17 protein-coding genes are annotated in these 21,993 nt (G+C 66.9%); 14 read left to right on the top strand and 3 right to left on the bottom strand.

Annotation, left to right across the window (positions count from 1 at the left end):
- Window positions 1-5: 5 nt before the first annotated feature.
- A complete protein-coding gene (locus ABD154_RS02405; protein ID WP_198498537.1) occupies window positions 6-587 on the bottom strand; it encodes a hypothetical protein in 582 nt (193 codons plus the stop codon).
- A gap of 247 nt (window positions 588-834) precedes the next feature.
- On the opposite strand from ABD154_RS02405, the gene ABD154_RS02400 reads away from it, so the two are divergent.
- The 7 genes from ABD154_RS02400 to ABD154_RS02370 all read left to right on the top strand — a co-directional run bounded on the left by ABD154_RS02400 (window position 835) and on the right by ABD154_RS02370 (window position 12,466).
- Window positions 835-2,646: an ABC transporter family substrate-binding protein gene (locus tag ABD154_RS02400; protein ID WP_198498538.1), complete on the top strand. Its 1,812-nt coding sequence runs from the start codon at window positions 835-837 to the stop codon at window positions 2,644-2,646.
- 102 nt (window positions 2,647-2,748) lie between these two features.
- Window positions 2,749-4,293, top strand: coding sequence for an ABC transporter permease (locus ABD154_RS02395; protein ID WP_198498539.1), 1,545 nt, complete (start codon window positions 2,749-2,751; stop codon window positions 4,291-4,293).
- Window positions 4,290-5,324 carry an ABC transporter permease gene (locus tag ABD154_RS02390; RefSeq protein WP_198498540.1) on the top strand — a complete coding sequence of 345 codons (1,035 nt, stop codon included), beginning with the start codon at window positions 4,290-4,292 and terminating at the stop codon, window positions 5,322-5,324. Before ABD154_RS02395 ends, ABD154_RS02390 begins: the two co-directional genes overlap by 4 nt.
- Window positions 5,324-7,216 carry an ABC transporter ATP-binding protein gene (locus ABD154_RS02385; protein ID WP_198498541.1) on the top strand — a complete coding sequence of 631 codons (1,893 nt, stop codon included), beginning with the start codon at window positions 5,324-5,326 and terminating at the stop codon, window positions 7,214-7,216. Before ABD154_RS02390 ends, ABD154_RS02385 begins: the two co-directional genes overlap by 1 nt.
- 231 nt (window positions 7,217-7,447) lie before the next feature.
- Entirely contained in the window at window positions 7,448-9,358 is a 1,911-nt protein-coding gene (gene typA / locus ABD154_RS02380; RefSeq protein ID WP_198498542.1) for a translational GTPase TypA, read from the top strand.
- Window positions 9,355-10,707 carry a PIG-L family deacetylase gene (locus tag ABD154_RS02375; RefSeq protein WP_198498543.1) on the top strand — a complete coding sequence of 451 codons (1,353 nt, stop codon included), beginning with the start codon at window positions 9,355-9,357 and terminating at the stop codon, window positions 10,705-10,707. The genes typA and ABD154_RS02375 overlap by 4 nt, the downstream gene beginning before the upstream one ends.
- Before the next feature lie 13 nt (window positions 10,708-10,720).
- The gene (locus tag ABD154_RS02370; protein ID WP_198498544.1) at window positions 10,721-12,466 is read left to right on the top strand and encodes a VanW family protein; all 1,746 of its coding nucleotides are present in this window, start codon (window positions 10,721-10,723) and stop codon (window positions 12,464-12,466) included.
- A gap of 125 nt (window positions 12,467-12,591) precedes the next feature.
- Here ABD154_RS02370 and ABD154_RS02365 read toward each other — a convergent pair whose 3' ends face one another.
- Window positions 12,592-13,668: a GNAT family N-acetyltransferase gene (locus tag ABD154_RS02365; protein ID WP_198498545.1), complete on the bottom strand. Its 1,077-nt coding sequence runs from the start codon at window positions 13,666-13,668 to the stop codon at window positions 12,592-12,594.
- 179 nt (window positions 13,669-13,847) lie between these two features.
- Here ABD154_RS02365 and fdxA point away from each other — a divergent pair, with 179 nt between their 5' ends.
- From fdxA to ABD154_RS02350, 3 genes are all read left to right on the top strand, one after another.
- Window positions 13,848-14,168 (top strand): ferredoxin, encoded by a 321-nt coding sequence (gene fdxA, locus ABD154_RS02360; protein WP_009375174.1) that lies wholly within the window; start codon window positions 13,848-13,850, stop codon window positions 14,166-14,168.
- A gap of 1 nt (window position 14,169) precedes the next feature.
- Entirely contained in the window at window positions 14,170-15,291 is a 1,122-nt protein-coding gene (gene dapC / locus ABD154_RS02355) for a succinyldiaminopimelate transaminase (RefSeq protein WP_198498546.1), read from the top strand.
- Window positions 15,292-15,473: 182 nt separating this feature from the next.
- On the top strand, window positions 15,474-16,757 hold the full coding sequence (locus ABD154_RS02350) for a citrate synthase (protein ID WP_137825579.1): 1,284 nt from the start codon (window positions 15,474-15,476) through the stop codon (window positions 16,755-16,757).
- Between the two features lie 781 nt (window positions 16,758-17,538).
- On the opposite strand, the gene dapD is transcribed toward ABD154_RS02350, so the two are convergent.
- Window positions 17,539-18,483 (bottom strand): 2,3,4,5-tetrahydropyridine-2,6-dicarboxylate N-succinyltransferase, encoded by a 945-nt coding sequence (dapD, locus tag ABD154_RS02345; protein ID WP_198498547.1) that lies wholly within the window; start codon window positions 18,481-18,483, stop codon window positions 17,539-17,541.
- A 43-nt stretch (window positions 18,484-18,526) separates the two neighbouring features.
- Here dapD and dapE point away from each other — a divergent pair, with 43 nt between their 5' ends.
- The 4 genes from dapE (at window position 18,527) to ABD154_RS02325 (ending at window position 21,992) form a co-directional block, all read left to right on the top strand.
- The gene (dapE, locus tag ABD154_RS02340; protein ID WP_198498548.1) at window positions 18,527-19,762 is read left to right on the top strand and encodes a succinyl-diaminopimelate desuccinylase; all 1,236 of its coding nucleotides are present in this window, start codon (window positions 18,527-18,529) and stop codon (window positions 19,760-19,762) included.
- 164 nt (window positions 19,763-19,926) lie between these two features.
- Entirely contained in the window at window positions 19,927-20,739 is an 813-nt protein-coding gene (locus ABD154_RS02335) for an LOG family protein (RefSeq protein ID WP_198500945.1), read from the top strand.
- Complete coding sequence (gene folP / locus ABD154_RS02330; RefSeq protein ID WP_232623564.1) at window positions 20,736-21,653, top strand: dihydropteroate synthase; 918 nt, start codon at window positions 20,736-20,738, stop codon at window positions 21,651-21,653. The genes ABD154_RS02335 and folP overlap by 4 nt, the downstream gene beginning before the upstream one ends.
- 75 nt (window positions 21,654-21,728) lie before the next feature.
- Window positions 21,729-21,992, top strand: a complete 264-nt coding sequence (locus ABD154_RS02325; protein ID WP_198498549.1) for a DivIVA domain-containing protein — start codon at window positions 21,729-21,731, stop codon at window positions 21,990-21,992.
- The last annotated feature ends 1 nt before the right edge of the window (window position 21,993 follow it).

Here is a 21,993-nt window from a genome sequence, read left to right as displayed (position 1 = left end):
CAACATCACCAGCTCGGGACGGCGGTGAAGCCGATGATCGCCCACCCGATCGCGACGGCGAGGACGATGATGACCTCGATGTTCCAGCGCTCGGTGATCGTGCGCTCTCCCCGTGGGTTGGACAGCTGCTCGTCGCCGAGCCCGCGGAAGTGATCGAGCACGCCGTCGACGGCAGGGTTGGGGTTGTCGACGAGGCGCCGCGCGCCGGCGGCATCCTTCTCCATCTTCTTCCCGCGACCGGCGAGCGGCCATGAGGAGAATGTCTTCTCACGCGTCTCGACGCCGAGGCCGAAGTGCGTGTCGAAGCCGTCGACGAGGTTCCACGGCACCGTCACCGTCTTGAGCGGATTGACGAGCACGATGTCCCGGGGCCGCAGCTCGACCCGGGGGAAGCGGTAGAGCATCCACGCGCCGATGAAGAGCAGCACGGGAATCCCCGCGATCGCCAGGCCGCGCAGGGTGAGGTCACCGACGACGATCGAGCCGACGCCGATGACGGCGATGATCGCGATGAGACCGAAGAGCACCGTCGATCCCGTGGTTCTCACAATTCGGGTCTCATGGGGTGTCATCTCACTGTCAGCCATCTGAACATCCTATCCATTGAGACTTTCAATTCGATGTATGTGAGCTGTGTCTCGAAACGGTAACGATTACTCAATCTGCTCAGAATGTGGACTCGGTCACAGAGCACAGTGAATTAACTTTGAGGCAATCCATGTGAAAACATGAACGCGGTCACACTCCCGATGGTGGGACGAGTGGTCGGAACGCATCCCGAAACCGGGATGCGGGCACGATGGGCGCGAGCCCAGAGAACAACAAGGAGAGAACGTGAACAAGCGCTTCCTCGCAGCCGGAGCCTCAGTTGCCGCAGCGGCAATGGTGCTTTCTGCCTGCACCCCTCCCGGTGGCGGTAACGACGACCAGGCCTCGGAGAACCAAGTTCTCAACGTCGGGTGGAACCAGGCGTTCACCACGATGAACAACATGACTTCGTACGGCAATGCGACCGCCAACGCGAACCTGCTGTACATGATGAACGACAACTTCGGTTACTACGACGACAAGCTTGAGACCCAGACCGGTGATCTGGGCACCATCGAGAAGGTCTCCGATGATCCGCTCAAGGTCAAGTACACGTTCAACGACAACGCGACGTGGTCGGATGGCACGCCTGTCGATGCGGCTGACCTCGCCCTGACGTGGGCTGCTCGTTCGACCCACTTCAACACGGTCGATGAGAACAACAACGACGACGGCACCGTGAAGGAGAATGCCGACGGCACCGTCTACTTCGACTCCTCTGTGGTCGGATCCCAGCTCATCGAGGAATTCCCCGAGATCTCCGAAGACGGCAAGGAAGCGACCTTCACGTACACCAAGCCCTACGCAGACTGGGCAGTCGATATGGGCTTCGGGTCTGACGGAGTGGGCCTGCCTGCGCACATCGTGGCAAAGAAAGCTCTGGGAATCGAGGATCCTGCTGAAGCCAAGCAGGCGATCCTCGATGCCATCAAGAATGATGACAAGTCGGCGCTGTCGAAGATTTCGAACTCGTGGAACAGTGACTTCAACTTCGCGTCGATGCCTGACGACGAAGACCTCCTGGTTCACAACGGTCCGTACAAGATGACAGACTTCGTCGAGGGTCAGTACCTCACGATGGAGCTCGATCCGAACTACTCCGGTCCGAAGAAGCCGAAGGTCAACACGGTCACCATCCGCTACAACGGTGACCCGATGGCCATGGTTCAGGCCGTTGAGAACGGTGAAGTCGATCTGACCCAGCCCCAGTCGAGCGCGGACGTGCTGGAAGCGGCCCAGGCGATCGATGGAGTCAACGTCGACACCGGTGATGACGCTACTTATGAGCACGTCGACCTCACCTTCAACAACGCTGGTCCCTTCGACCCCGAGTCATACGGCGGCGACGAGGAGAAGGCGAAGAAGGTTCGCCAGGCGATCCTCAAGACGATCCCCCGTCAGGAGATCGTCGACAAGATCATCAAGCCGCTCAACCCCGATGCTGTCGTCCGTGACTCCTTCAATCAGGTGCCCGGTTCGCCGATGTACGAAGAGATCGTGTCCGGAAGCGGAATCGAAGAGTACGACCAGGTCGACATCGAGGGCGCGAAGCAGCTGCTCGAAGAAGTCGGCGGCGAGATCAAGCCGGTCCGCATCATGTATGACAACACGAACTCGCGTCGTCAGCAGGAGTTCCAGCTCATCAAGGAGTCCGCTGAACAGGCCGGCTTCACGATCGAGGATGTCGGTGACGTCAACTGGTCGGCTCGCCTCGGCGACGGATCGTACGACCTCGCTCTCTTCGGCTGGCAGTCGACGACGACGGGCATCACGAACTCGGATTCGAACTACCGCACCAAGTCGCAGAACAACTATGGCGGGTACTCGAACCCGGAGACCGACAAGGTTCTCGACGAACTGCTGGTCGCGCCGCCCGAAGACGGTGCGAAGCTCTCGACCGAGCTGGAGAAGCAACTCGTCGATTCCGCATTCGGTCTGCCGATCTTCCAGTTCCCGGGTCTGACGATCTATCGTGACTCGGTGTCCGGGGTCAGCAACACGACGGTCGCGCCGACTGTCTTCTGGAACTACTGGGATTGGGAGAAGGCGGCCAACTGATTCGCACCTGTTGCGAATGGTCCTTCACCACTCCAGTCACTGTGGGGGTCACATCAGTGATCCCCACAGTGGCGTTCTCGCACAGACTGAATCGGACACACCATGATCAAATTCATTCTCAGGCGCCTGCTGTCGACGGTGCTCGTTCTGCTCGTCGTCACGTTCGTCCTCTACCTGCTGCTCAACGTGGCCCTCGACTTCTTCTGGGACCTGCGCTCGAGCACGTCCCCGAACATCGAAGCTCTCTTCGAGGCAAGGCGCCGTCTTCTCGATCTCGACACCCCGGCCGTCGTCCGCTACTTCAAGTGGCTCGCCGGCGCGGGAGGATGCCTCATCGGTCAGTGTGACCTCGGCATCGCGTGGAAGAGCGGCCAGGAAGTCACCACGCTGTTGCAGGGTGCGATCGTCAACACGATCAAGCTCATCACCGCGTCGACGATCGTCGCCATCATCCTCGGCATCGCCGTCGGCATGGTCTCCGCGATCCGCCAGTACTCTGGCTTCGACTACTTCATCACCTTCGTCTCGTTCCTCCTCTACTCGCTGCCCGTCTTCTGGGTCGCGGTGCTGCTCAAGCAGTACGGAGCCATCGAGATCAACAACTTCATCAACGACCCGACGCTGACCAGCTGGTGGCCGATCATCATCGGCTCCGCGGCCATGGGACTCTTCTGGATGGGCGCCCTCGGCGGCGGAAAGAAGAGGCGCATCATCACCTTCGTGGCGGCGACACTTGTCACCTTCGGCACGATCTACTACATCCTCGCGAGCGGGTGGCTCCAGCAGCCGACGATCGGCGTCGTCGGTGTCATTCTCATCGGCGTCGGTGCCGCGATCGTCATGACCTTCCTCTCGACGGGTCTGAAGAACAAGCGCGTGCTCTACGCCTCACTGACGATCGCCGTCATCGGAGCGCTCCTCTACATGCCGCTCCAATACCTCTTCTACTACCAGGAGATGAACTGGCTGTGGATGTTCGGCCTCCTGGTCGTCGCCATCGGCGTGGCGATCGCCGTCGGCCTCGCGTTCCGCGGACCGGATCCGTGGGACACCGTGCGGACGACGTTCTTCACCACCCTCATCATCGCGGTGACGATCTTCGCCGACCGCGTGCTCCAGGGGTGGACCGAATACTCGAACAGTCCCGCGATCAACAACCGCCCGATCGCGACGATCGGTGCCTCGGCCCCGAACGTCGACGGCGATTTCTGGATCACGAATCTCGACACGTTCACACACCTCCTGCTGCCGTCGATCGCCCTCATCCTCATCTCGTTCGCGTCGTACACGCGCTACACCCGCGGGTCGATGCTCGAGGTCATGGGGCAGGACTACATCCGCACGGCGCGGGCCAAAGGCCTCAATGAGCGCACGGTGATCATGCGCCATGCGCTGCGCAATGCGCTGCTGCCGTTGGCCTCGATCATCCCGGTCGACATCATCACGATGATCGGCGGTGCCGTGATCACGGAGTCGATCTTCGGCTGGAACGGCATGGGCAAGCTCTTCATCGACTCGATGAGGCAGTCCGAGCTCGATCCGATCATGGCCTACATCCTCATCACGGGCATCCTCGCGATCGTCGCCAACCTCGTCGCGGACTTCCTCTACGCAGTCCTCGACCCGAGAATTCGAGTGAACGCATGAGCATCGACAACAAGAACAAGGACGCGATCGACGACCTCGCGGAGGTCGGCGACAACGCGATTGAATCCAAAGAGACCGAAGGTCTGAGCCAGGGCAAGATCGTTCTGCGCAAGTTCGTTCGCCACAAGGGTGCGATGGCCGGATTGGCTGTGTTCATCTTCGTCGCCATCTTCGCCTTCACAGCCCAGGGCTTCGGCCCGATACCCGGGTGGTGGATCTTCAATCACACGGCATCGGGGCCGATCGTCAATCCCGGCGGTGCCCCGACGTGGAGTCTGTCGAACATCTTCTCTCCCGGTGAGCACCCGTTCGGCCAGGACGAGATCGGCCGCGACAACTTCGCCCGCGTGATGAAGGGCACCCAGATCTCGATCATGGTCATGCTCATCATCGGTGTGGTGTCGCTGATCATCGGCACGATCGTCGGGGCACTGGCCGGCTACTACCGCGGCTGGGTCGATTCGGTGCTCATGCGCATCACCGACGGCTTCATCATCCTGCCGACGATCGTCGTCGGCGCGATCCTCGGCAAGCTCGTCTCGGGCACCGGCGGAGCACTGCTCGGCCTGGTCCTCGGTGCGATCCTCTGGACCGGTCTCGCCCGACTCGTCCGCGGTGACTTCCTCTCGCTGCGCGAACGCGAGTTCGTCGACTCGGCGAAGGTCGCCGGCGCCAGCGACTTCCGGATCATGTTCAAGCACATGATCCCCAATGCGATGGGTGTCATCATCGTCAACACGACGCTGCTGATGAGCCAGGCGATCGTCCTCGAGGCCTCGCTGAGCTTCCTCGGCTTCGGCATCGCACCGCCCGACATCTCCCTCGGTCAGCTCATCAGCGAGTACCAGACCTCGTTCGCGACGCGTCCGTGGCTGTTCTGGTGGCCCGGCTTCTTCATCATCATCATCGCGCTCTGCGTGAACTTCATCGGCGACGGTCTGCGCGATGCGTTCGACCCGCGGATGAAGACGATCCCGAGCTGGCGGAAGATGAAGAAGGCCGAGCGCATGGCGAAGAAGGGGGACAAGTGATGACCGCACAGACCACAGCGGAGGCGACCGCCTCGGCGAAGTCACCGATCCTCGACGTCACGGACCTGGGAGTGAACTTCTGGGTCAGCGACGAATGGTGGATGGCGGCCGAAGGACTGACCTACACGGTCAACGCGGGCGAAGTGCTCGCGATCGTCGGTGAGTCCGGTTCGGGCAAATCGCAGTCGAGCATGTCCCTGCTCGGTCTGCTGCCGTCCAACGGACGAGCCACGGGGTCGGCGAAGCTCGGCGACACGGAGCTCATCGGACTGCCGCAGGAGCGCATGCAGCACATCCGCGGCAACGACATCTCGGTGATCTTCCAGGAGCCGATGACCGCGCTCAACCCGGTCTACACGGCAGGCTTCCAGATCGTCGAGACGCTGCGCGTGCACATGAACATGGGGCCGACCGAGGCGAAGGAGCGCGCTCTCGAGCTCATGCGCCTCGTCGAGATCCCCGATCCCGAGGAGCGGTTCCACTCGTTCCCGCACCAGCTCTCGGGCGGTCAGCGGCAGCGCATCATGATCGCGCAGGCGCTGGCGTGCCAGCCGAAGCTGCTCATCGCCGATGAGCCGACGACGGCGCTCGACGTCACGGTGCAGGCCGAGATCCTCAAGCTCATGCGTGAACTCAAGTCGAAGCTCGACGCCGGCATCATCCTCATCACGCACGACATGGGCGTGGTGGCGGACATGGCCGACCGCATCATCGTCATGCGGGCGGGCAAGGTCGTCGAGTCGGGCACCGCCGATGAGATCTTCTACAACCCGCAGCATCCGTACACGAAGCAGCTCCTCGAGGCGGTGCCCCACCTCGGCACCGAGATCGAGGGCGAGGCCTTCGGCACGGATCTGGGGGACGTCGAGGTCGCGCTCCACGACCTCGAGGAGGCCGAGGCGGACGAGTCCGGAGGCGACGACCTCGGCGCGGGATCGCTGGCCGATGATGACGCGGAGGCCACGTCCGCCTCGACCGGTGAGGCCGACCACCCTCTGATCGAGATGGACTCGACGGAGACGTACTACCATCCGGGGTCGCAGGCGGACTTCTCGAAGCCCTCTGCCCTCCAGCTGCGCGACGTCGCCATCGAGTACCCGGCGCTCGGTCGGAAGAAGGCCTTCCGGGCCGCCCACCACATCAATCTCTCGATCGCTCCCGGAGAGGTCGTCGGCCTCGTCGGCGAGTCCGGGTCGGGCAAGACGACGATCGGCCGTGCCGCGCTCGGACTCCTGCCCACGGTCGAGGGCGACATGCTCGTGGGTGGAAAGAGCATCAAGGGGCTGTCGAACAAGCAGCTGCGGCCGCTGCGCAAAGAGGTCGGGATCGTGTTCCAGGATCCCGGCTCCTCGCTCAACCCGCGTCTGCCCGTCGGCGAGTCGATCGGCGAGCCGCTCTACCTCCACGAGGGGATGAAGGGCCCGGCGCTCAACAAGAAGGTCGAAGAGCTCCTCCACGCCGTGGAGCTGCCGACGTCGATGCGCAACCGCTACCCGCACGAGCTCTCGGGCGGTCAGCGCCAGCGCATCGGCATCGCCAGGGCGCTGAGCCTGCGGCCCAAGCTGCTCATCGCCGATGAGCCGACCTCGGCCCTCGACGTCTCCGTGCAGGCGAAGGTCCTCGACCTCTTCGAGAGCCTGCAGGCGCTCTACGGGTTCGCGTGCCTGTTCATCAGCCACGACCTCGCCGTCGTCGAACGCATCGCCTCGCGCATCGCGGTGATGCGCCACGGCTACCTCGTCGAGATCGGGCAGAGCTCGCAGGTCGTCGCCAACCCCGTCCACCCGTACACGCAGCGGCTGCTCTCCGCGGTTCCGGTTCCGGATCCCAAGGAGCAGCGCAAGCGCCGGGAGGCCAGGGACGCCGTGCTCGAAGCGACGATGGACGCATAAGGGCGACCACCTCGGTGCCGGTGAGGCGGATCCGACGCGATGTCGAACGCGATGTCGAGGCGGATCCGCCTCGCTGGCTTCTCCGGCGATAGTCCCAGGCGATCTTTTAGTCGCTGGCACGCGCCCTGCCGAGTTGATGTCATCCGCCTGTGAATGGGGAAGGGCGGTGGTGCGTATAATTGAGTGTCGGGTCCGTACCGGACCATTCTCCCTACCTTCAAAAGGCTATTGATGACTGAAGCTCCCATGCGCCGGGAAAACCGCCGCAACGTGGCAATCGTCGCCCACGTCGACCACGGCAAGACCACTCTGGTCGACGCCATGCTCCGGCAGACCGGTGTGTTCAACGAGCACGGTGACTTCGCCGAACGCGTGATGGACTCCGGCGACCTCGAGCGGGAGAAGGGGATCACGATCCTCGCGAAGAACACCTCGGTGCTCTACAACGGCCCCTCGGCCGGCGACGAGCCGATCGTCATCAACGTCATCGACACCCCGGGCCACGCCGACTTCGGCGGTGAGGTCGAACGCGGCCTGTCGATGGTCGACGGCGTCGTCCTCCTCGTCGACGCCTCCGAGGGACCGCTGCCGCAGACGCGCTTCGTCCTCCGCAAGGCCCTGGCCGCGAAGCTGCCGGTCATCCTCGTCATCAACAAGACCGACCGCGCCGATGCCCGCATCGACGGCGTCGTCGAGGACTCCCAGGATCTCCTCCTCGGACTCGCCTCCGACCTCGCCGACGAGGTCCCCGACCTCGACGTCGACTCCGTCCTCGACGTGCCCGTCGTCTTCGCCGCCGCGAAGGTCGGCGCCGCCTCGCTCGACCAGCCCGCCGACGGCGAGGCCCCGGACAACCCGGACCTCGAGCCGCTGTTCAAGACGATCATCGAGACGATCCCGGCCCCGGAGATCAACGCCGACGGCATCCTCCAGGCGCACGTGACGAACCTCGACGCCTCGCCGTTCCTCGGCCGTCTCGCCCTGCTGCGCATCTTCGGCGGCACGCTGAAGAAGGGCCAGCAGGTCGCCTGGGCCCGCGGCGACGCGATCAGCTCGGTGAAGATCACCGAACTCCTCGAGACCCAGGGTCTCGACCGGGTTCCCGCCACCGAGGCCTCCGCCGGTGACATCGTCGCCGTCGCCGGCATCCCCGACATCATGATCGGCGACACGCTCACCGACATCGACAACCCGAAGCCGATGCCGGCGATCGTCATCGACGATCCCGCGATCTCGATGACCATCGGCATCAACACCTCGCCGCTGGCCGGTCGCGAGAAGGGCACGAAGGTCACCGCCCGCATGGTCAAGGACCGCCTCGACGCCGAGCTCGTCGGCAACGTCAGCCTCAAGGTGCTGCCCACCGAGCGTCCCGACGCGTGGGAGGTCCAGGGCCGCGGCGAACTCGCGCTGGCCATCCTCGTCGAGCAGATGCGCCGTGAGGGCTTCGAGCTCACCGTCGGCAAGCCCCAGGTCGTGACGAAGACCGTCGACGGCAAGGTCCACGAACCCTTCGAGGACCTCACGATCGACGTTCCGGAGGACTACCTCGGCGCCGTCACCCAGCTCATGGCCAGCCGCAAGGGCGTCATGTCGACGATGACGAACCACGGCACCGGCTGGGTGCGCATGGAGTTCACCGTCCCCGCCCGCGGCCTCATCGGCTTCCGCACGCGGTTCCTCACCGAGACCCGCGGCACCGGCATCGCGAACTCGATCTCCGCCGGATACGGTCCGTGGGCCGGGCACATCGAGTTCCGCACGAACGGCTCGCTCGTGGCCGACCGCGCCGGCGCCGTCACCCCGTACGCGATGATCAACCTCCAGGAGCGCGGCTCGTTCTTCGTGCAGCCGACCTCCGAGGTCTACGAGGGCCAGATCGTCGGTGAGAACTCGCGCGCCGATGACATGGACGTCAATATCACGAAGGAGAAGAAGCTGACGAACATGCGCTCGGCCTCCGCGGACTCCTTCGAGAACCTCGTCCCGCCGCGCAAGCTCACCCTCGAGGAGAGCCTCGAATTCGCCCGCGAGGACGAATGCGTCGAGGTCACTCCGAGCGCCGTGCGCATCCGCAAGGTCGAACTCGACCAGAAGGAACGCGCGAAGAACTACGCGAAGCTGCGCCGCCAGAACGCATGAGTGTCACCCCGCGCATCCTCTTCGTGCACGCTCATCCCGATGATGAGACGATCGCGACAGGGGGCACGATCGCCGAACTGGTCGCCGAGGGCGACCAGGTGACAGTGCTGACCGCAACCCGGGGAGAGGGCGGGGAGGTCATCCCGCCCGAACTCCGCGGACTCGAAGGCGATCGAGCCGGCCTCGCCGAGGTGCGGGAGACGGAGATCGCGGCGGCCATGCGCGCGCTCGGCGTCACCGATCACCGGTTCCTCGGCACTCGCCGAGGCGGTGCGGCGACCCTGCCCGAGCGTCGCTTCGAGGATTCGGGGATGGCCTGGGGGAGCGACGGCCACGCCGTTCCCGCCCCGACGATGCCCGCGGGGGCGCTCTGCGCGGCAGCGGTCGATGACGTCGCCGGCTACATCGCGGCCGTCATCGACGAGGTCCGCCCGCATGCCGTCATCACGTATGCGGCCAACGGCGGCTACGGCCACCCGGACCACGTCCGCGTCCACGACGCGACCGTGGCTGCCGTCGAGGCGGCGACGTGGACGACGGGTCGCCTCCTCTTCGTCGAGGTGCCCGCCGAGGTGGCCCGTGCCGCCTTCGACCCCGCTCAGCCCGGATTCGCCGAGTCCGGGTTCGCGCCCGCGCAGACGATCCCGACGAAGGCCCCGAGCGGGCCGATCGCCGTGGCCCAGGACGTCACGGGCTCCCGGCCGGCGCAGCAGGCGGCGCTGTCGGCCCACCGCACGCAGGTCAGCGTCGGCGGAGACTTCTATGCGCTGTCCAACGGAGTGGGCACGAAGCTGCCCGACCACGAGTACTACTCGATCGGTGCGGGCACGCCGATCCCCGCCGAGACCGTGCAGGCGGGACCCGCTCTGCATGTGCTTGCCGGGCTCGACCTCGAAGCCATCGAGGACGAGAACGCCCTCGCCGGTCGCCGGCGCCGTCGGGAACCGAAGAAGCCCGGTGTCCTCGCGTTCATCCACGCGGGGCTGCTCGGGCTGCTCATCGGCTTCCTCGGCGGACTCCAGCACCTCAATGTCTCGGTCGTCCGCCTCGGCGAGCAACCGGTCATCCTTCCCTGGGGACTGGCCCTGGCGCTGCTCATGGCGGTCGCCGGACTCTGGCACCTCAAAACGATGTATCGCAGCACCGGGCCCATGCTCGTCGCTGCGATCGTCATCGCTCTCCTCTCGTATATCCTCGGTCAGCCGCAGTGGCTGCCGGGTGCCGACACCATCGTCACAGGCACCCTGCGGTCAGTTGTCTGGCTGCTCGGCCCCATGATCGTCGCCGCGGTCTTCGCCTTCACCCCTGTGATGGGACGGGAGAAGCGCCGCGCGGGACGCACACGCTGAAGTTGGAAGACTGATGTCCACTCCCACCCTCTCCGGCGGCACCCCCGAATCCGGTGCCGAAACCGATAAGCGACGCAGCCGCCGCCCCTGGCTCATCGCCCTGTTCGTCGTGCTCGGCCTCGCCGTGGTCTACCTCCTCCTCGGGCTCTTCAGCGGCCGCATCGTCGCCCCCGGCACCACCGTGGCCGGGGTCGACATCGGCGGCAAGAGCGCAAGCGATGCGAGCACGACCCTCGAGGACGCCCTCGCCGACCCGATGACGCAGGACATCGAGCTCACCGCCGGCGAGTCGACGGCGACGCTCAAACCCGGGGACGCCGGCATCGGCGTCGATGTCGACGGGACGGTCGCCCGGGTCACCGGATTCACGCTCAACCCCACGATCCTCTGGGACCGGCTCTTCGGCGACGACGAGGTCTCACCCGTCGTCACCGTCGACGAGCAGGCGTTCACCCCCGCCGCGGAAGACGCCGCCCAGGCCCTCAAGGTCGACCCCGCCAACGCCGAGGTCACCTACGACAAGACGACGCCGACGGTCAAGGACGGCGTCGTCGGACAGACCGTCGAACCTGACGCGATCCGCACGGCGATCACCTCGGAGTGGCTGCAGCAGGACGGGCCGCTGGCGGTCGAGGCGACGAACGAGGACCCCGACATCACGACCGCGGAGGCCGAGGAGGTCGCCCAGGGATTCGCCACCGACGCCGTCGCCGGCGACGTCACGGTCAAGGCCGTGCCCGGCAAGGACGCGGACTCCGACGTCAAGGGCGGGGACCTCACGATCGCCCCCGAGACGATCGCGGACACCCTGAGCTTCACCCCGAAGGACTCCGCCCTCGTGCCGGAGTTCGACGCGAAGGAGCTGCAGAAGCAGGCGCTCGACGAGAACACGGAGATCGGCCGCCCCGCCAAGGACGCGACGTATGAGATCGTCGACGGCAAACCGAAGGTCGTCGCATCCGAGACCGGCATCGGCATCAAGGCCGACGACCTCTCGAAGGCCGTCACCGACGCGATCAACGGGGACAGTGCGGCCGCCGAGGTGACCCTGGCCTCCGTCGACCCCGAGTTCACGACCGAGGACGCGGAGAAGGCCGACGTCTCCCAGGTCGTCTCCGAGTTCAGCACCCCCTACGACTCCGACCCGAACCGCGACAACAACCTCCGCGTGGCCTCGAAGGAGGTCTCGGGCACCGTGCTCCAGCCCGGTGAGCAGTTCTCCCTCAACGACACCCTCGGTCAGCGCACTGCGGCCAACGGCTACAAGCCCGCCGGAGTGATCTCGGAAGGGCAGATGAAGGAGGACTTCGGCGGGGGAGTCTCACAGGTGTCGACGACGCTGTTCAACGCCGCGTTCTTCGCCGGCTTCTCCCTCGACGAGCACCAGGCGCATTCGCGCTACATCTCGCGCTACCCCGAGGGGCGGGAGACGACGCTCGACTTCTCGTCGATCGATCTCAAGTTCACGAACACGTCGAAGACGCCCGTCGTCCTCGACATGTACCTGGCCGACGGCAAGGTGAATGCGAAGGTCTTCGGCGTCAAGACCCTCGATGTCTCCTCCGATTCCTCCGGCCGCTACGCCTTCACCTCTCCGGCGACGGTGACGGAGTCGGGATCCTCGTGCAAGCCGCAGTCTCCGCGTGAGGGCTGGTCGATCAAGATCACCCGCACGATGAAGGAGATTGCCACGGGCAAGACGACGAAGGACTCCTTCGTCACGACCTACCGCCCCGTCAACAAGGTCGAGTGCAAGTAGGCGGGTGACTCTGCGGGTCGGCTGAAGCCGGATCCGCTTGTGCCGGGCCGGCTCAGCCGCGCCAGGTCGACTGAGGTCGGCGCGATTTGGGCCTTCCGGGCCGGGTACGTTTGTGTCGGGCCCGCTCAGCCGCGGCTGGCGAACCAGTACCGGTGGCGGATGCTCGCCCCGAGGGAGCCGAAGAGCTCGAGCGAGGCCGTGTTGCCCGCTTCGACATCGACGAGGTACGACCGCACTCCGCGCTGGGAGAGCAGCGCGGCGGCCGCCCGGACGACCGCGCGCCCGGCGCCGCGGCGACGCAGGTCGGGGCGCGTGACGAGGTTGGTGATGACGCCCCACTTGCTGCGCTCGACGACCCGGCAGGTCGCGACCATCGTCTGCGAACCGTCGGGGTGCTGAGCCCATGCGGTGACGAACTGGCACGGGTCGTCGGCTTCGATGAGAGCCCGGAGGGCCTCGGCGGAGCCGGGATCGCGCTCACTCGTCCATGCCGCATAGTGCAGCGGACTCGGGGTCTCCGTGACGTCGATGACGAGGCCGGGAGCAGCCGCCTCGGCGGGTCCGGCGGCACCACCGGCCGCCTCGGCGGTGGATCCGGTGAGCAGATGCACGGTCTCCGAGGCGGTGTACCCGCGGTCCGAGAGCAGCGGGCCGAGGCCCGCGCACACGGGGTCGAGGCCGGCGGAGTCATCGGACGAGTAGATCTGGACGACCGGCGGACGGTTCCTGGCGGCATACCATGCTTCGACGGCGTCGAGGCCGTCCTCCCAGCTCAGCCCCGTCTCCGAGACGGGCAGGGCGCTGTTGGCCCGCCGGGTCACCGACTCCGAGCTGCGCAGCAGCCAGCCCTTCTGGAGGAGGCCGACGTCATCGCCGTCGTCGCTGCGGGATTCGTTGCGGAGGTTCTCCGCGTTGAGCCACGAGACGTCGGCGGGCAGCCAGGCCGCCGCCGAGATCCGGCGCAGGTCGACGGCGGAGACGATCTCGTGTATGCGGCCGGAGCGGGTCGGGGCCGGGGGGACCTCGTGGACGAGGAGGATCTGGTCGCGGAGGATGCGCACGGGACCGCGCTTCGTGTCGATCTCGACGCGGGTCTCATCGGCAGCGGTGACGACGCCGAGCGCGTCGGAGGTCGCATGGCTGTCTCCGGGGTCGAGCGAGTAGCGCACGACGACTCTCTTCCCGGGCTGCAGATCGTCCACGGAGTCCCTTCCCTCATCCTGTGATTCCTCAGTCCACCCTAGAGCAGACGGCGGCGGGCCGGGCGCAGGCGTGACCGAGACCACGGGGGTGCGGGGACCTCCCTGGGAGACTGGGCACGTGCTCAGGGCGTATGGTGGACTGGAGAGAACGACTTCAGTTTCCCGAGGAGCGCGAATCCGTGACGTACATCATCGCCCAGCCCTGCGTTGACGTGAAGGACAAGGCCTGCATCGACGAATGTCCGGTCGACTGCATCTACGAGGGGGAGCGCTCCCTCTACATCCACCCCGACGAGTGCGTCGACTGCGGCGCGTGTGAGCCCGTGTGCCCCGTCGAAGCGATCTACTACGAGGACGACGTCCCCGAGGAATGGTCGGAGTACTACAAGGCCAACGTCGAGTTCTTCGACGACATCGGTTCGCCCGGCGGTGCCGCGAAGCTCGGCAACACCGGCAAGGACCACGCGATCATCTCCGTCCTGCCGCCGCAGAACGGCTGAGGTGGACCGCCGCTTCGGGCTCGATCTGCCCGACTATCCGTGGGACAAGCTCACCGCGTACCGGGCTCGGGCCGCCGAGCATCCCGGCGGGGTCTGCGACCTCTCGATCGGCACCCCTGTCGACCCGACGCCGCAGGTCATCGAGGACGCGCTGGCCGCGGCCGGTGATGCCCACGGCTACCCGACGACGACGGGCACCGATGAGCTGCGCGCCGCGATCGCCGGCTGGTACGACACCTGGCACGGCGTTACCGTCGACCCCGCCACCGAGGTGCTCCCGACCATCGGGTCGAAGGAGTTCGTCGCGTGGCTGCCGACCCTGCTCGGCCTGCGGCAGCTGAGTCTGAGCGTCGCGTGCCCGCATGCGGCGTACCCCACCTACGAGATGGGGGCGACGATCGCCGGGGTCGACTGCGTCCGCCTCGACGCCGCTGAGATCCTCGCCGGTGCCTCGCTGGAGGCCATCGGCCTGCTCTGGCTCAACACCCCCGGCAATCCCACCGGCGCCGTCCTCGATCGGGACACCCTCGCCGAGGTGGTCCGCCGTGCCCGCGCAGCCGGAGTCGTCGTCGCCTCCGACGAGTGCTACGGCCTCCTCAACTGGGTCTCCGACGATCCCGCGCCGAGCGTGCTGTCAGTGACCGAGGGTGACCACTCCGGGGTGCTCAGCGTCTACTCGATGTCGAAGCAGTCGAATCTCGCCGGCTACCGTGCCGCGTTCGTCGCCGGCGACGCCGAGCTCATCGGCGATCTGACGAAGACGCGGAAGCACGCGGGCATGATCGTGCCCGCGCCGATCCAGGCGGCGATGGTCGCCGGACTGCGCGATGTCGACCACGTCGTCGAGCAGAAGGAGCGCTACCGGGCCCGGCGCGATCGGCTGCGTCCGGCGCTCGAGAGCTTCGGATTCCGCATCGACGACTCCGAGGCCGGCCTCTATCTGTGGGCGACGGCCGGGGTCGACTGCTGGGAATCGATCGGCGCACTCGCCGATCTCGGGATCGTCGCCGGGCCCGGCGCGTTCTACGGCGATGCCGCCGCCTCGCATGTGCGGATTGCGCTGACGGCGACGGACGAGCGCATCGACGAGGCCGCGCAGAGGCTGCTCGCCGCCGCGGAATGAGGTCGCTCAGGCCGCTCTGATTTCACCCAGCCGCAACATGTCTGACCAGGTAGGACATGTTACCGGTCAGTATGCACTGGGTGCAGTGATTTTTCGAATCCTCAGGGAGTGGGTAGTCTTTGAGGGAACTGTGCAAGACGCCCCAAGAAGTTCTTGGGGTGGGTCGACGGTGAGGAGAACATATGCCGACCGAAGCGAATCTCAGGATTGCCGATACGGACCTGGCACTGCCAGAAGTGCCGGCCACTGAGGGCAACAACGGATATCGCATCGGCTCTCTGCTCAAGGAGACCGGAGCCGTCACCTATGACCCGGGATTCGGCAACACCGCATCGACCTCCTCGGCGATCACCTACATCGACGGCAACGCCGGCGTTCTGCAGTACCGGGGCTATCCGATCGAGCAGCTCGCGGAGAAGTCGAACTTCGTCGAAGTCTGCTACCTCCTCATCCACGGCGAACTGCCCACTCAGGAGCAGTACGATGCCTTCGATTCGCGTCTGCGCAAGCACACGATCGTCCACGAGGATCTGCGTCGGTTCTTCCGTGCGTTCCCCTACGATGCGCACCCGATGCCCATGGTTTCAGCCGCTGTAGCGGCTTTGTCGACTTTCTACCAAGATGACCTCGATGTTTTTGACGAGGAGCAGGTCGACACCTCGTCCTACCGGCTGCTCGCGAAGATGCCGACGATCGCGGCGCTCGCGCACCGGAAGAACATGGGCCTGCCCGTCATCCACCCGGACAATTCGCTCAGCCTCGTGGAGAACTTCCTCCGGGTGAACTTCGGTGTGCCGTCCGAGCCCTACGAGCCGGACCCGCTGGCGGTCAAGGCGATGGATCAGCTCTTCATCCTCCACGCCGATCACGAGCAGAACTGCTCGACGTCGACCGTCCGCCTCGTCGGCTCCGCTCAGGCGAACATCTTCCAGTCGATCTCCGCGGGCATCAACGCCCTGGCCGGCCCCCTGCACGGCGGTGCGAACTCGGCGGTGCTCGAGATGCTCCAGTCGATCGCGGCCTCCGACGACGGTCCGAAGAAGTTCATGGAGCGCGTGAAGAACAAGGAAGAGGGCGTGCGCCTCATGGGCTTCGGCCACCGGGTGTACAAGAACTACGACCCGCGCGCGAAGATCATCAAGAAGACCGCCGACGAGGTGCTCGCCCGCAACGGCGGCGACCCGCTGCTCGAGCTCGCGATGCAGCTCGAGGAGATCGCGCTGGCCGACGACTACTTCGTCGAGCGCAAGCTCTACCCGAACGTCGACTTCTACACCGGTCTGATCTACAAGGCGCTCGGCTTCCCGACGAACATGTTCACGGTGCTCTTCTCCGTCGGTCGTCTCCCGGGCTGGATCGCCCAGTGGCGCGAGATGATCAACGATCCCGAGACGCGCATCGGCCGTCCCCGTCAGGTCTACACCGGCGCGGTCTCCCGCGACTACGAGGACATCAGCGAGCGCTGAGTTTCTCTCTCCACTCCAGCAGCCCTCCGGTTGCTCCGCCACCGTCCGTGGCTGAGTGCCCGGAGGGCTGCTGTCGTGTGGGGTGATCGCGGTGCCGATCGCAACCCGCGGCGCCGCTCACCACCCGGCACGCTGGAACTCACCGCAGCTCCGACCACAACCCTGAGTGCCGCACACAACCTGCATCGCGATACACACCGCGTGGCTTCGCACACACACCGCGGAGTCGCTTGACCTACGCGTGCACGGGGTGTGTGTGAGGCTCCGGGGGCGGGGCTGCCGGAGCGGCTGCCGAATTCGCGCCCCGCAAGCCGTTGAACAACCCGGAGTGCGATACACAACGCGTCGCGCGATACACACCGCGTGGCTTCGCACGCACACCGCGGAGTCGCTTGTCCTACGCGTGCACGGGTTGTGTGTGAGGCTCCGGGGGGCGGGGTTGCCGGAGCGGCTGCCGAATTCGCGCCCCGCGACCCGTTGAACAACCCGGAGTGCGATACACAACGCTTCGCGCGATACACACCGCGTGGCTTCGCACGCACACCGCGGAGTCGCGTCTCCTACGCCCGCACGGGTTGTGTGTGAACCTCCGGGGGCGGGGCTGCCAAAGCGGCCGCCCTCATCCGCGGTCGTTCGTCCTTCCGCCGGCCCGGCCCGGCCGGGCAGCGCAGCGAAACAGCCCTCCGGCACCGAGGCGATTGCTCGGTTCCGGAGGGCTGCCCACGACCCGATCGGCGTGGGTGCGAATCGAGGCGCCGTCTTTCAGCGACCGCCCCGGACCTCAGTGGAGGTCGGGGTTGAGCTCGATGCCCTTGGCCGAACGCGCGATCGCCTCGACGGCACCGGTGACGGAATTGCGGCGGAAGAGGATGTTGTTCGCTCCGCTGAGCTCCGAGGCCTTGACGACCCGCTCGTCGTCGCCGAGCACACTCAAGCGCGTGCCGGCGGTGAGATAGAGGCCGGCCTCGACGATGCAGTCGTCGCCGATCGAGATGCCGACACCGGAGTTCGCGCCGAGCAGGCTGCCCGTGCCGATCGAGATGCGGTGCGTGCCGCCCCCGGAGAGCGTGCCCATGATCGAGGCCCCGCCGCCGACGTCCGACCCGTCGCCGACGACGACGCCCTGCGAGATGCGTCCCTCGACCATCGCCGAGCCCAGGGTGCCGGCGTTGAAGTTGACGAAGCCCTCATGCATGACCGTCGTGCCCGGGGCCAGATGCGCGCCGAGGCGGACCCGGTCGGCGTCGCCGATGCGCACTCCGGAGGGGATGACGAAGTCCGTCATCCGCGGGAACTTGTCGAGGCCGAAGACCGCGACGGGGCCGTTGGCGAGCAGCTTCGCGCGGGTGGCCTCGAAGCCCTCGGGCGAGCAGGCGCCCGCCGAGGTCCACACGACGTTGGCGATGTGACCGAAGATGCCGTCGAGGTTGACGTCGTTGGGCACGACGATGCGGTGGGAGAGCGCGTGGAGGCGGAGGTAGACATCGGCCGCCGAGGCGGGCGCTTCGTCGAGGTCGATCGTCGTCGTCACCACGGTCGTCGTCGTTCCCCGGGCCGGATCCTCTCCGGTCAGCGCGTCGAGTCCGTCCTCGGACGCGAGGGCGGTGGCGGCCGCCTCGGCGTCGGTGAAATCGTCGGCGACGCTCAGGGTCGGGTACCAGACGGAGAGGACGGTGTTCTCATGCTGCGTGGCGAGTCCACGCGCGGAAACGATGCGTTGTGTCATGACCGCAAGCCTAGTCGGTGACCGCGGTACTAGGCTAAGCCGTATGACCGCTCATCCACCTGCTGAGACCACATCCGCCTTCGTTCCCGACGGTGACCTCGGCGAGTATCTGCTCGCCGCCATCGACGATCCGGGCGAGCTCACGGGCCGGCTGTGCGCGATCGAATCCGTCTCCGGCAACGAGGCGGCGATCACCGATGCCGTCGAGGCCGTGCTGCAGACGATCAGCGCCGGGGACGGCCCTGACCTGGAGATCCTCCGCGACGGCGACACGATCGTCGCCCGCACCCGGCTCGGGCGCAGCGAGCGCATCGTCGTCGCCGGTCACCTCGACACCGTCCCCGTCGAAGGCAATCTCCCGCCCCTGCGCTTCGTCGGCACCGCCGCCGGCCCCGCGGGAGAGAGTGCCGAGCCGCACCCCGGCCAGGGCGCACCGGGGGCGTCTCCCGCCGAGGCGGCCGTCCCCGCAGAGGACATCGTCTGGGGCCGTGGGGCCTGCGATATGAAGGCGGGCGTGGCGATGCAGCTCGTCACCGCGGCAGCCCTGCGCAACCCGACGCGCGACGTCAGCTGGGTCTTCTACGACCACGAGGAGGTCGACGCCGCGCTCAACGGCCTCGGCCGTGTCGCCCGGAACCACCCGGACTGGTTGGACGGGGACTTCGCGATCCTCGGCGAACCCTCGAACGCGAGCGTCGAGGGCGGCTGCAACGGCACGATCCGCGTCGACGTCACGACCCACGGTGTGCGGGCGCATTCGGCGCGGGCCTTCATGGGCGTCAACGCCATCCACGCCGCCGCCGAGGTGCTCACCCGCCTCGCCGACCACGTGTCCGAGACAGTCACCGTCGACGGACTCGACTACCGCGAATCCCTGTCGGCCGTGGCGATCAGCGGGGGAGTCGCCGGCAATGTCGTCCCCGACGAATGCCGGGTCTCCGTCAACTACCGGTTCGCGCCGTCGAAGTCGGCGGCCGAGGCCGAGGGCTTCCTCCGTGAGCTCTTCACCGGCTTCGACGTCGTCGTCACCGATGCCGCGGAAGGCGCCCGGCCCGGACTCGACCGGCCGATCGCGCAGGACTTCCTCACAGCCCTCGGCGCCGAACCCGCCGCGAAGCTCGGATGGACCGATGTCTCGCGCTTCAGCGCGCTCGGAGTGCCGGCGGTGAATTTCGGCCCGGGCAACCCTCTGTATGCTCACAAGTCAGACGAGCATGTCAGGGTCCGGGAAGTGGAGGACGCGACCCGGGCGCTCGTGAGCTACCTCGAGGAGGGGTGAGACCGATGTCGACACACTCAGGCACACCGGCACAGGCACGATCCGACGCCGGACCGCAGGGTTCTGGACCGCAGGAGAGCGCACCGGCGCAGGACGGCGCACCACCGCAGGCCGACGCCGCACCACAGGCCGACGGCACTGCGTCCCAGGCCGATGCCTCGCAGATGGACGCCTCGCCGCAGAATGACGCCCCACCCCAGCCTGAGCCCGGCGAGGACCCGCAGTTCTACAGCAAGGGCCCGCTGCGCCTGCGCGGCTCCCAGGTGCCGACGACGACGACTGATCAGCGTCTCCTCGAATCGCGCGGACCGTCGAACTGGGTCCATGAGGATCCGTGGCGGGTGATGCGCATCCAGGCCGAGTTCGTCGAGGGCTTCGGCTCGCTCGCCGAAGTCGGCCCCGCCGTCTCGATCTTCGGCTCCGCCCGGCTCGGCCCGCAGACGCAGGCCTACAACGACGCCCGGGAGATCGCGCGCCGGCTCGCGGAGAACGGCAATGCGATCATCACCGGCGGGGGACCGGGCATCATGGAGGCCGGCAACCTCGGTGCGATGGAGGCCGGGGGAGTCTCGATCGGCCTCGGCATCGAGCTGCCCTTCGAATCCGGCCTCAACGACTACGTCGAACTCGGCGTGAACTTCCGGTACTTCTTCGTCCGCAAGACGATGTTCCTCAAGTACTCGCGCGGCTTCGTCGTCATGCCCGGCGGCTTCGGCACCCTCGATGAGCTCTTCGAGGCCTTCACCCTCGTCCAGACCGGCAAGGTCACCTCGTTCCCCGTCGTCCTCTTCGGCACCGCGTACTGGTCGGGCCTCGTCGAGTGGATCAGGAGCACGCTGCTGGCCTCGGGCACGATCTCGGACACCGACCTCGACCTCTTCATCCTCACCGACGACATCGACGAGGTCGTCGCCCACATCGGCCCCGGCGGCTCCATCCCCGACGCCCCCGTGGGCGGCGCGGGCCCCGAACAGTGAGGGACCGCGCGCAGGCCCGACCCAGCGGCTCCGCCCTACCGGTCCGTGCCCGCAGCGTCCTCGACGACGCCCGGCCCGGTGCTCCCGTCATCATGGCCGTGGTCAACCGGACGACGGATTCGTTCTACGAATCCGCGGCGACCTTAGGCGGTGCGCTGGCCGCCGTCGATGCCGCCGCCGAGGCGGGGGCGCGGATCGTCGACATCGGCGGAGTCCGCGCCGGTCGGGGGAGGGAGATCTCCGTGGCCGAGGAGATCGACCGCGTCGCCCCGGCCGTCACCGCCGTCCGGGAGCGCCATCCCGGCCTCCTCATCAGCGTCGACACGTGGCGCGCCGAGGTGGCCGAGGCCGTCTGCGCGGCCGGCGCGGGCCTCCTCAACGACACCTGGGCCGGTGCTGATCCCCGTGTCGCCGAGGTGGCGGCCGCCTTCGACGTCGGCCTCGTGTGCTCCCACACCGGTGGCCTGACCCCGCGCACCGACGCCCATCGCAGCCGCTACGGCCTCCATGCCGGCGAGGTCGTCACCGACGCCGTCGCCGGGGTCGTCGCCCTCGCCGAGGCGGCCCAGCGGGCCGGGGTCGCTCCGGAGCGCATCGTCATCGACCCGACCCCGGACTTCGGGAAGAACACCTATCACTCGCTGCGCCTGCTGCGGGAGCTCACCCGCTTCCGCGACACCGGCTACCCGGTGCTGCTGGCGATCTCCCGGAAGGACTTCATCGGGGAGACGATCGGCGCGGCCGGACCCGCCGACCGACTGCACGGGACGATCGCGGCGACGGCACTGGCGGTCGAACGGGGCGCGGCGATCATCCGCGCCCACGACGTGGCGGCGACCGCCGACGCGATCGCCGTGACGCTCGCGATCACCGGTGAGGCGCAGCCGCGGCACACGGTCCGCGGCCTCCGCTGAGACAGGCCTCCGCTGAGAGGGTTCGCACACGCCGACCTCCGGCGATGCTCAGGGTCGATGTGAAATGATGGTCCCATGCCATTGTGGATTGTCATCGGGGTCGCGGCGGCGATCTTCGTTCTCGTCATCGTCCTTGCCGCATCCTTCGAGCTCTTCAGCTCCGAGGCCGCCGAGGAGACCGATGCTGTGGCCGCCCCGCTGTCCGGCGACTTCACTGTCGAGGACGTCGATGAGCTGAGGTTCCGGCCGGCCCTGCGGGGGTACCGGATGGACGAGGTCGATGCGGCGATCGGCCGACTGCGCGAGCGCATCAGCGAACTGGAAGCCGCGCACCGTTAAG

The sequence above is a fragment of the Brevibacterium sanguinis genome (genome assembly GCF_039528855.1).
Classification (GTDB): domain Bacteria; phylum Actinomycetota; class Actinomycetes; order Actinomycetales; family Brevibacteriaceae; genus Brevibacterium; species Brevibacterium sanguinis.
Note: the sequence above shows the minus strand (reverse complement) of the source record. Positions and strands in the feature narration are given on the sequence as shown.

Coding starts and splice junctions, on each gene's coding strand:
- ABD154_RS02335 (WP_198500945.1), top strand. CDS start 19,927: ATGGACGCCTCGCCGCAGAATGACGCCCCACCCCAGCCTGAGCCCGGC.
- ABD154_RS02395 (WP_198498539.1), top strand. CDS start 2,749: ATGATCAAATTCATTCTCAGGCGCCTGCTGTCGACGGTGCTCGTTCTG.
- dapE (WP_198498548.1), top strand. CDS start 18,527: ATGACCGCTCATCCACCTGCTGAGACCACATCCGCCTTCGTTCCCGAC.
- dapD (WP_198498547.1), bottom strand. CDS start 18,483: ATGACACAACGCATCGTTTCCGCGCGTGGACTCGCCACGCAGCATGAG.
- ABD154_RS02350 (WP_137825579.1), top strand. CDS start 15,474: ATGCCGACCGAAGCGAATCTCAGGATTGCCGATACGGACCTGGCACTG.
- ABD154_RS02405 (WP_198498537.1), bottom strand. CDS start 587: ATGGCTGACAGTGAGATGACACCCCATGAGACCCGAATTGTGAGAACC.
- ABD154_RS02370 (WP_198498544.1), top strand. CDS start 10,721: ATGTCCACTCCCACCCTCTCCGGCGGCACCCCCGAATCCGGTGCCGAA.
- ABD154_RS02325 (WP_198498549.1), top strand. CDS start 21,729: ATGCCATTGTGGATTGTCATCGGGGTCGCGGCGGCGATCTTCGTTCTC.
- typA (WP_198498542.1), top strand. CDS start 7,448: ATGACTGAAGCTCCCATGCGCCGGGAAAACCGCCGCAACGTGGCAATC.
- ABD154_RS02385 (WP_198498541.1), top strand. CDS start 5,324: ATGACCGCACAGACCACAGCGGAGGCGACCGCCTCGGCGAAGTCACCG.
- ABD154_RS02375 (WP_198498543.1), top strand. CDS start 9,355: ATGAGTGTCACCCCGCGCATCCTCTTCGTGCACGCTCATCCCGATGAT.
- ABD154_RS02390 (WP_198498540.1), top strand. CDS start 4,290: ATGAGCATCGACAACAAGAACAAGGACGCGATCGACGACCTCGCGGAG.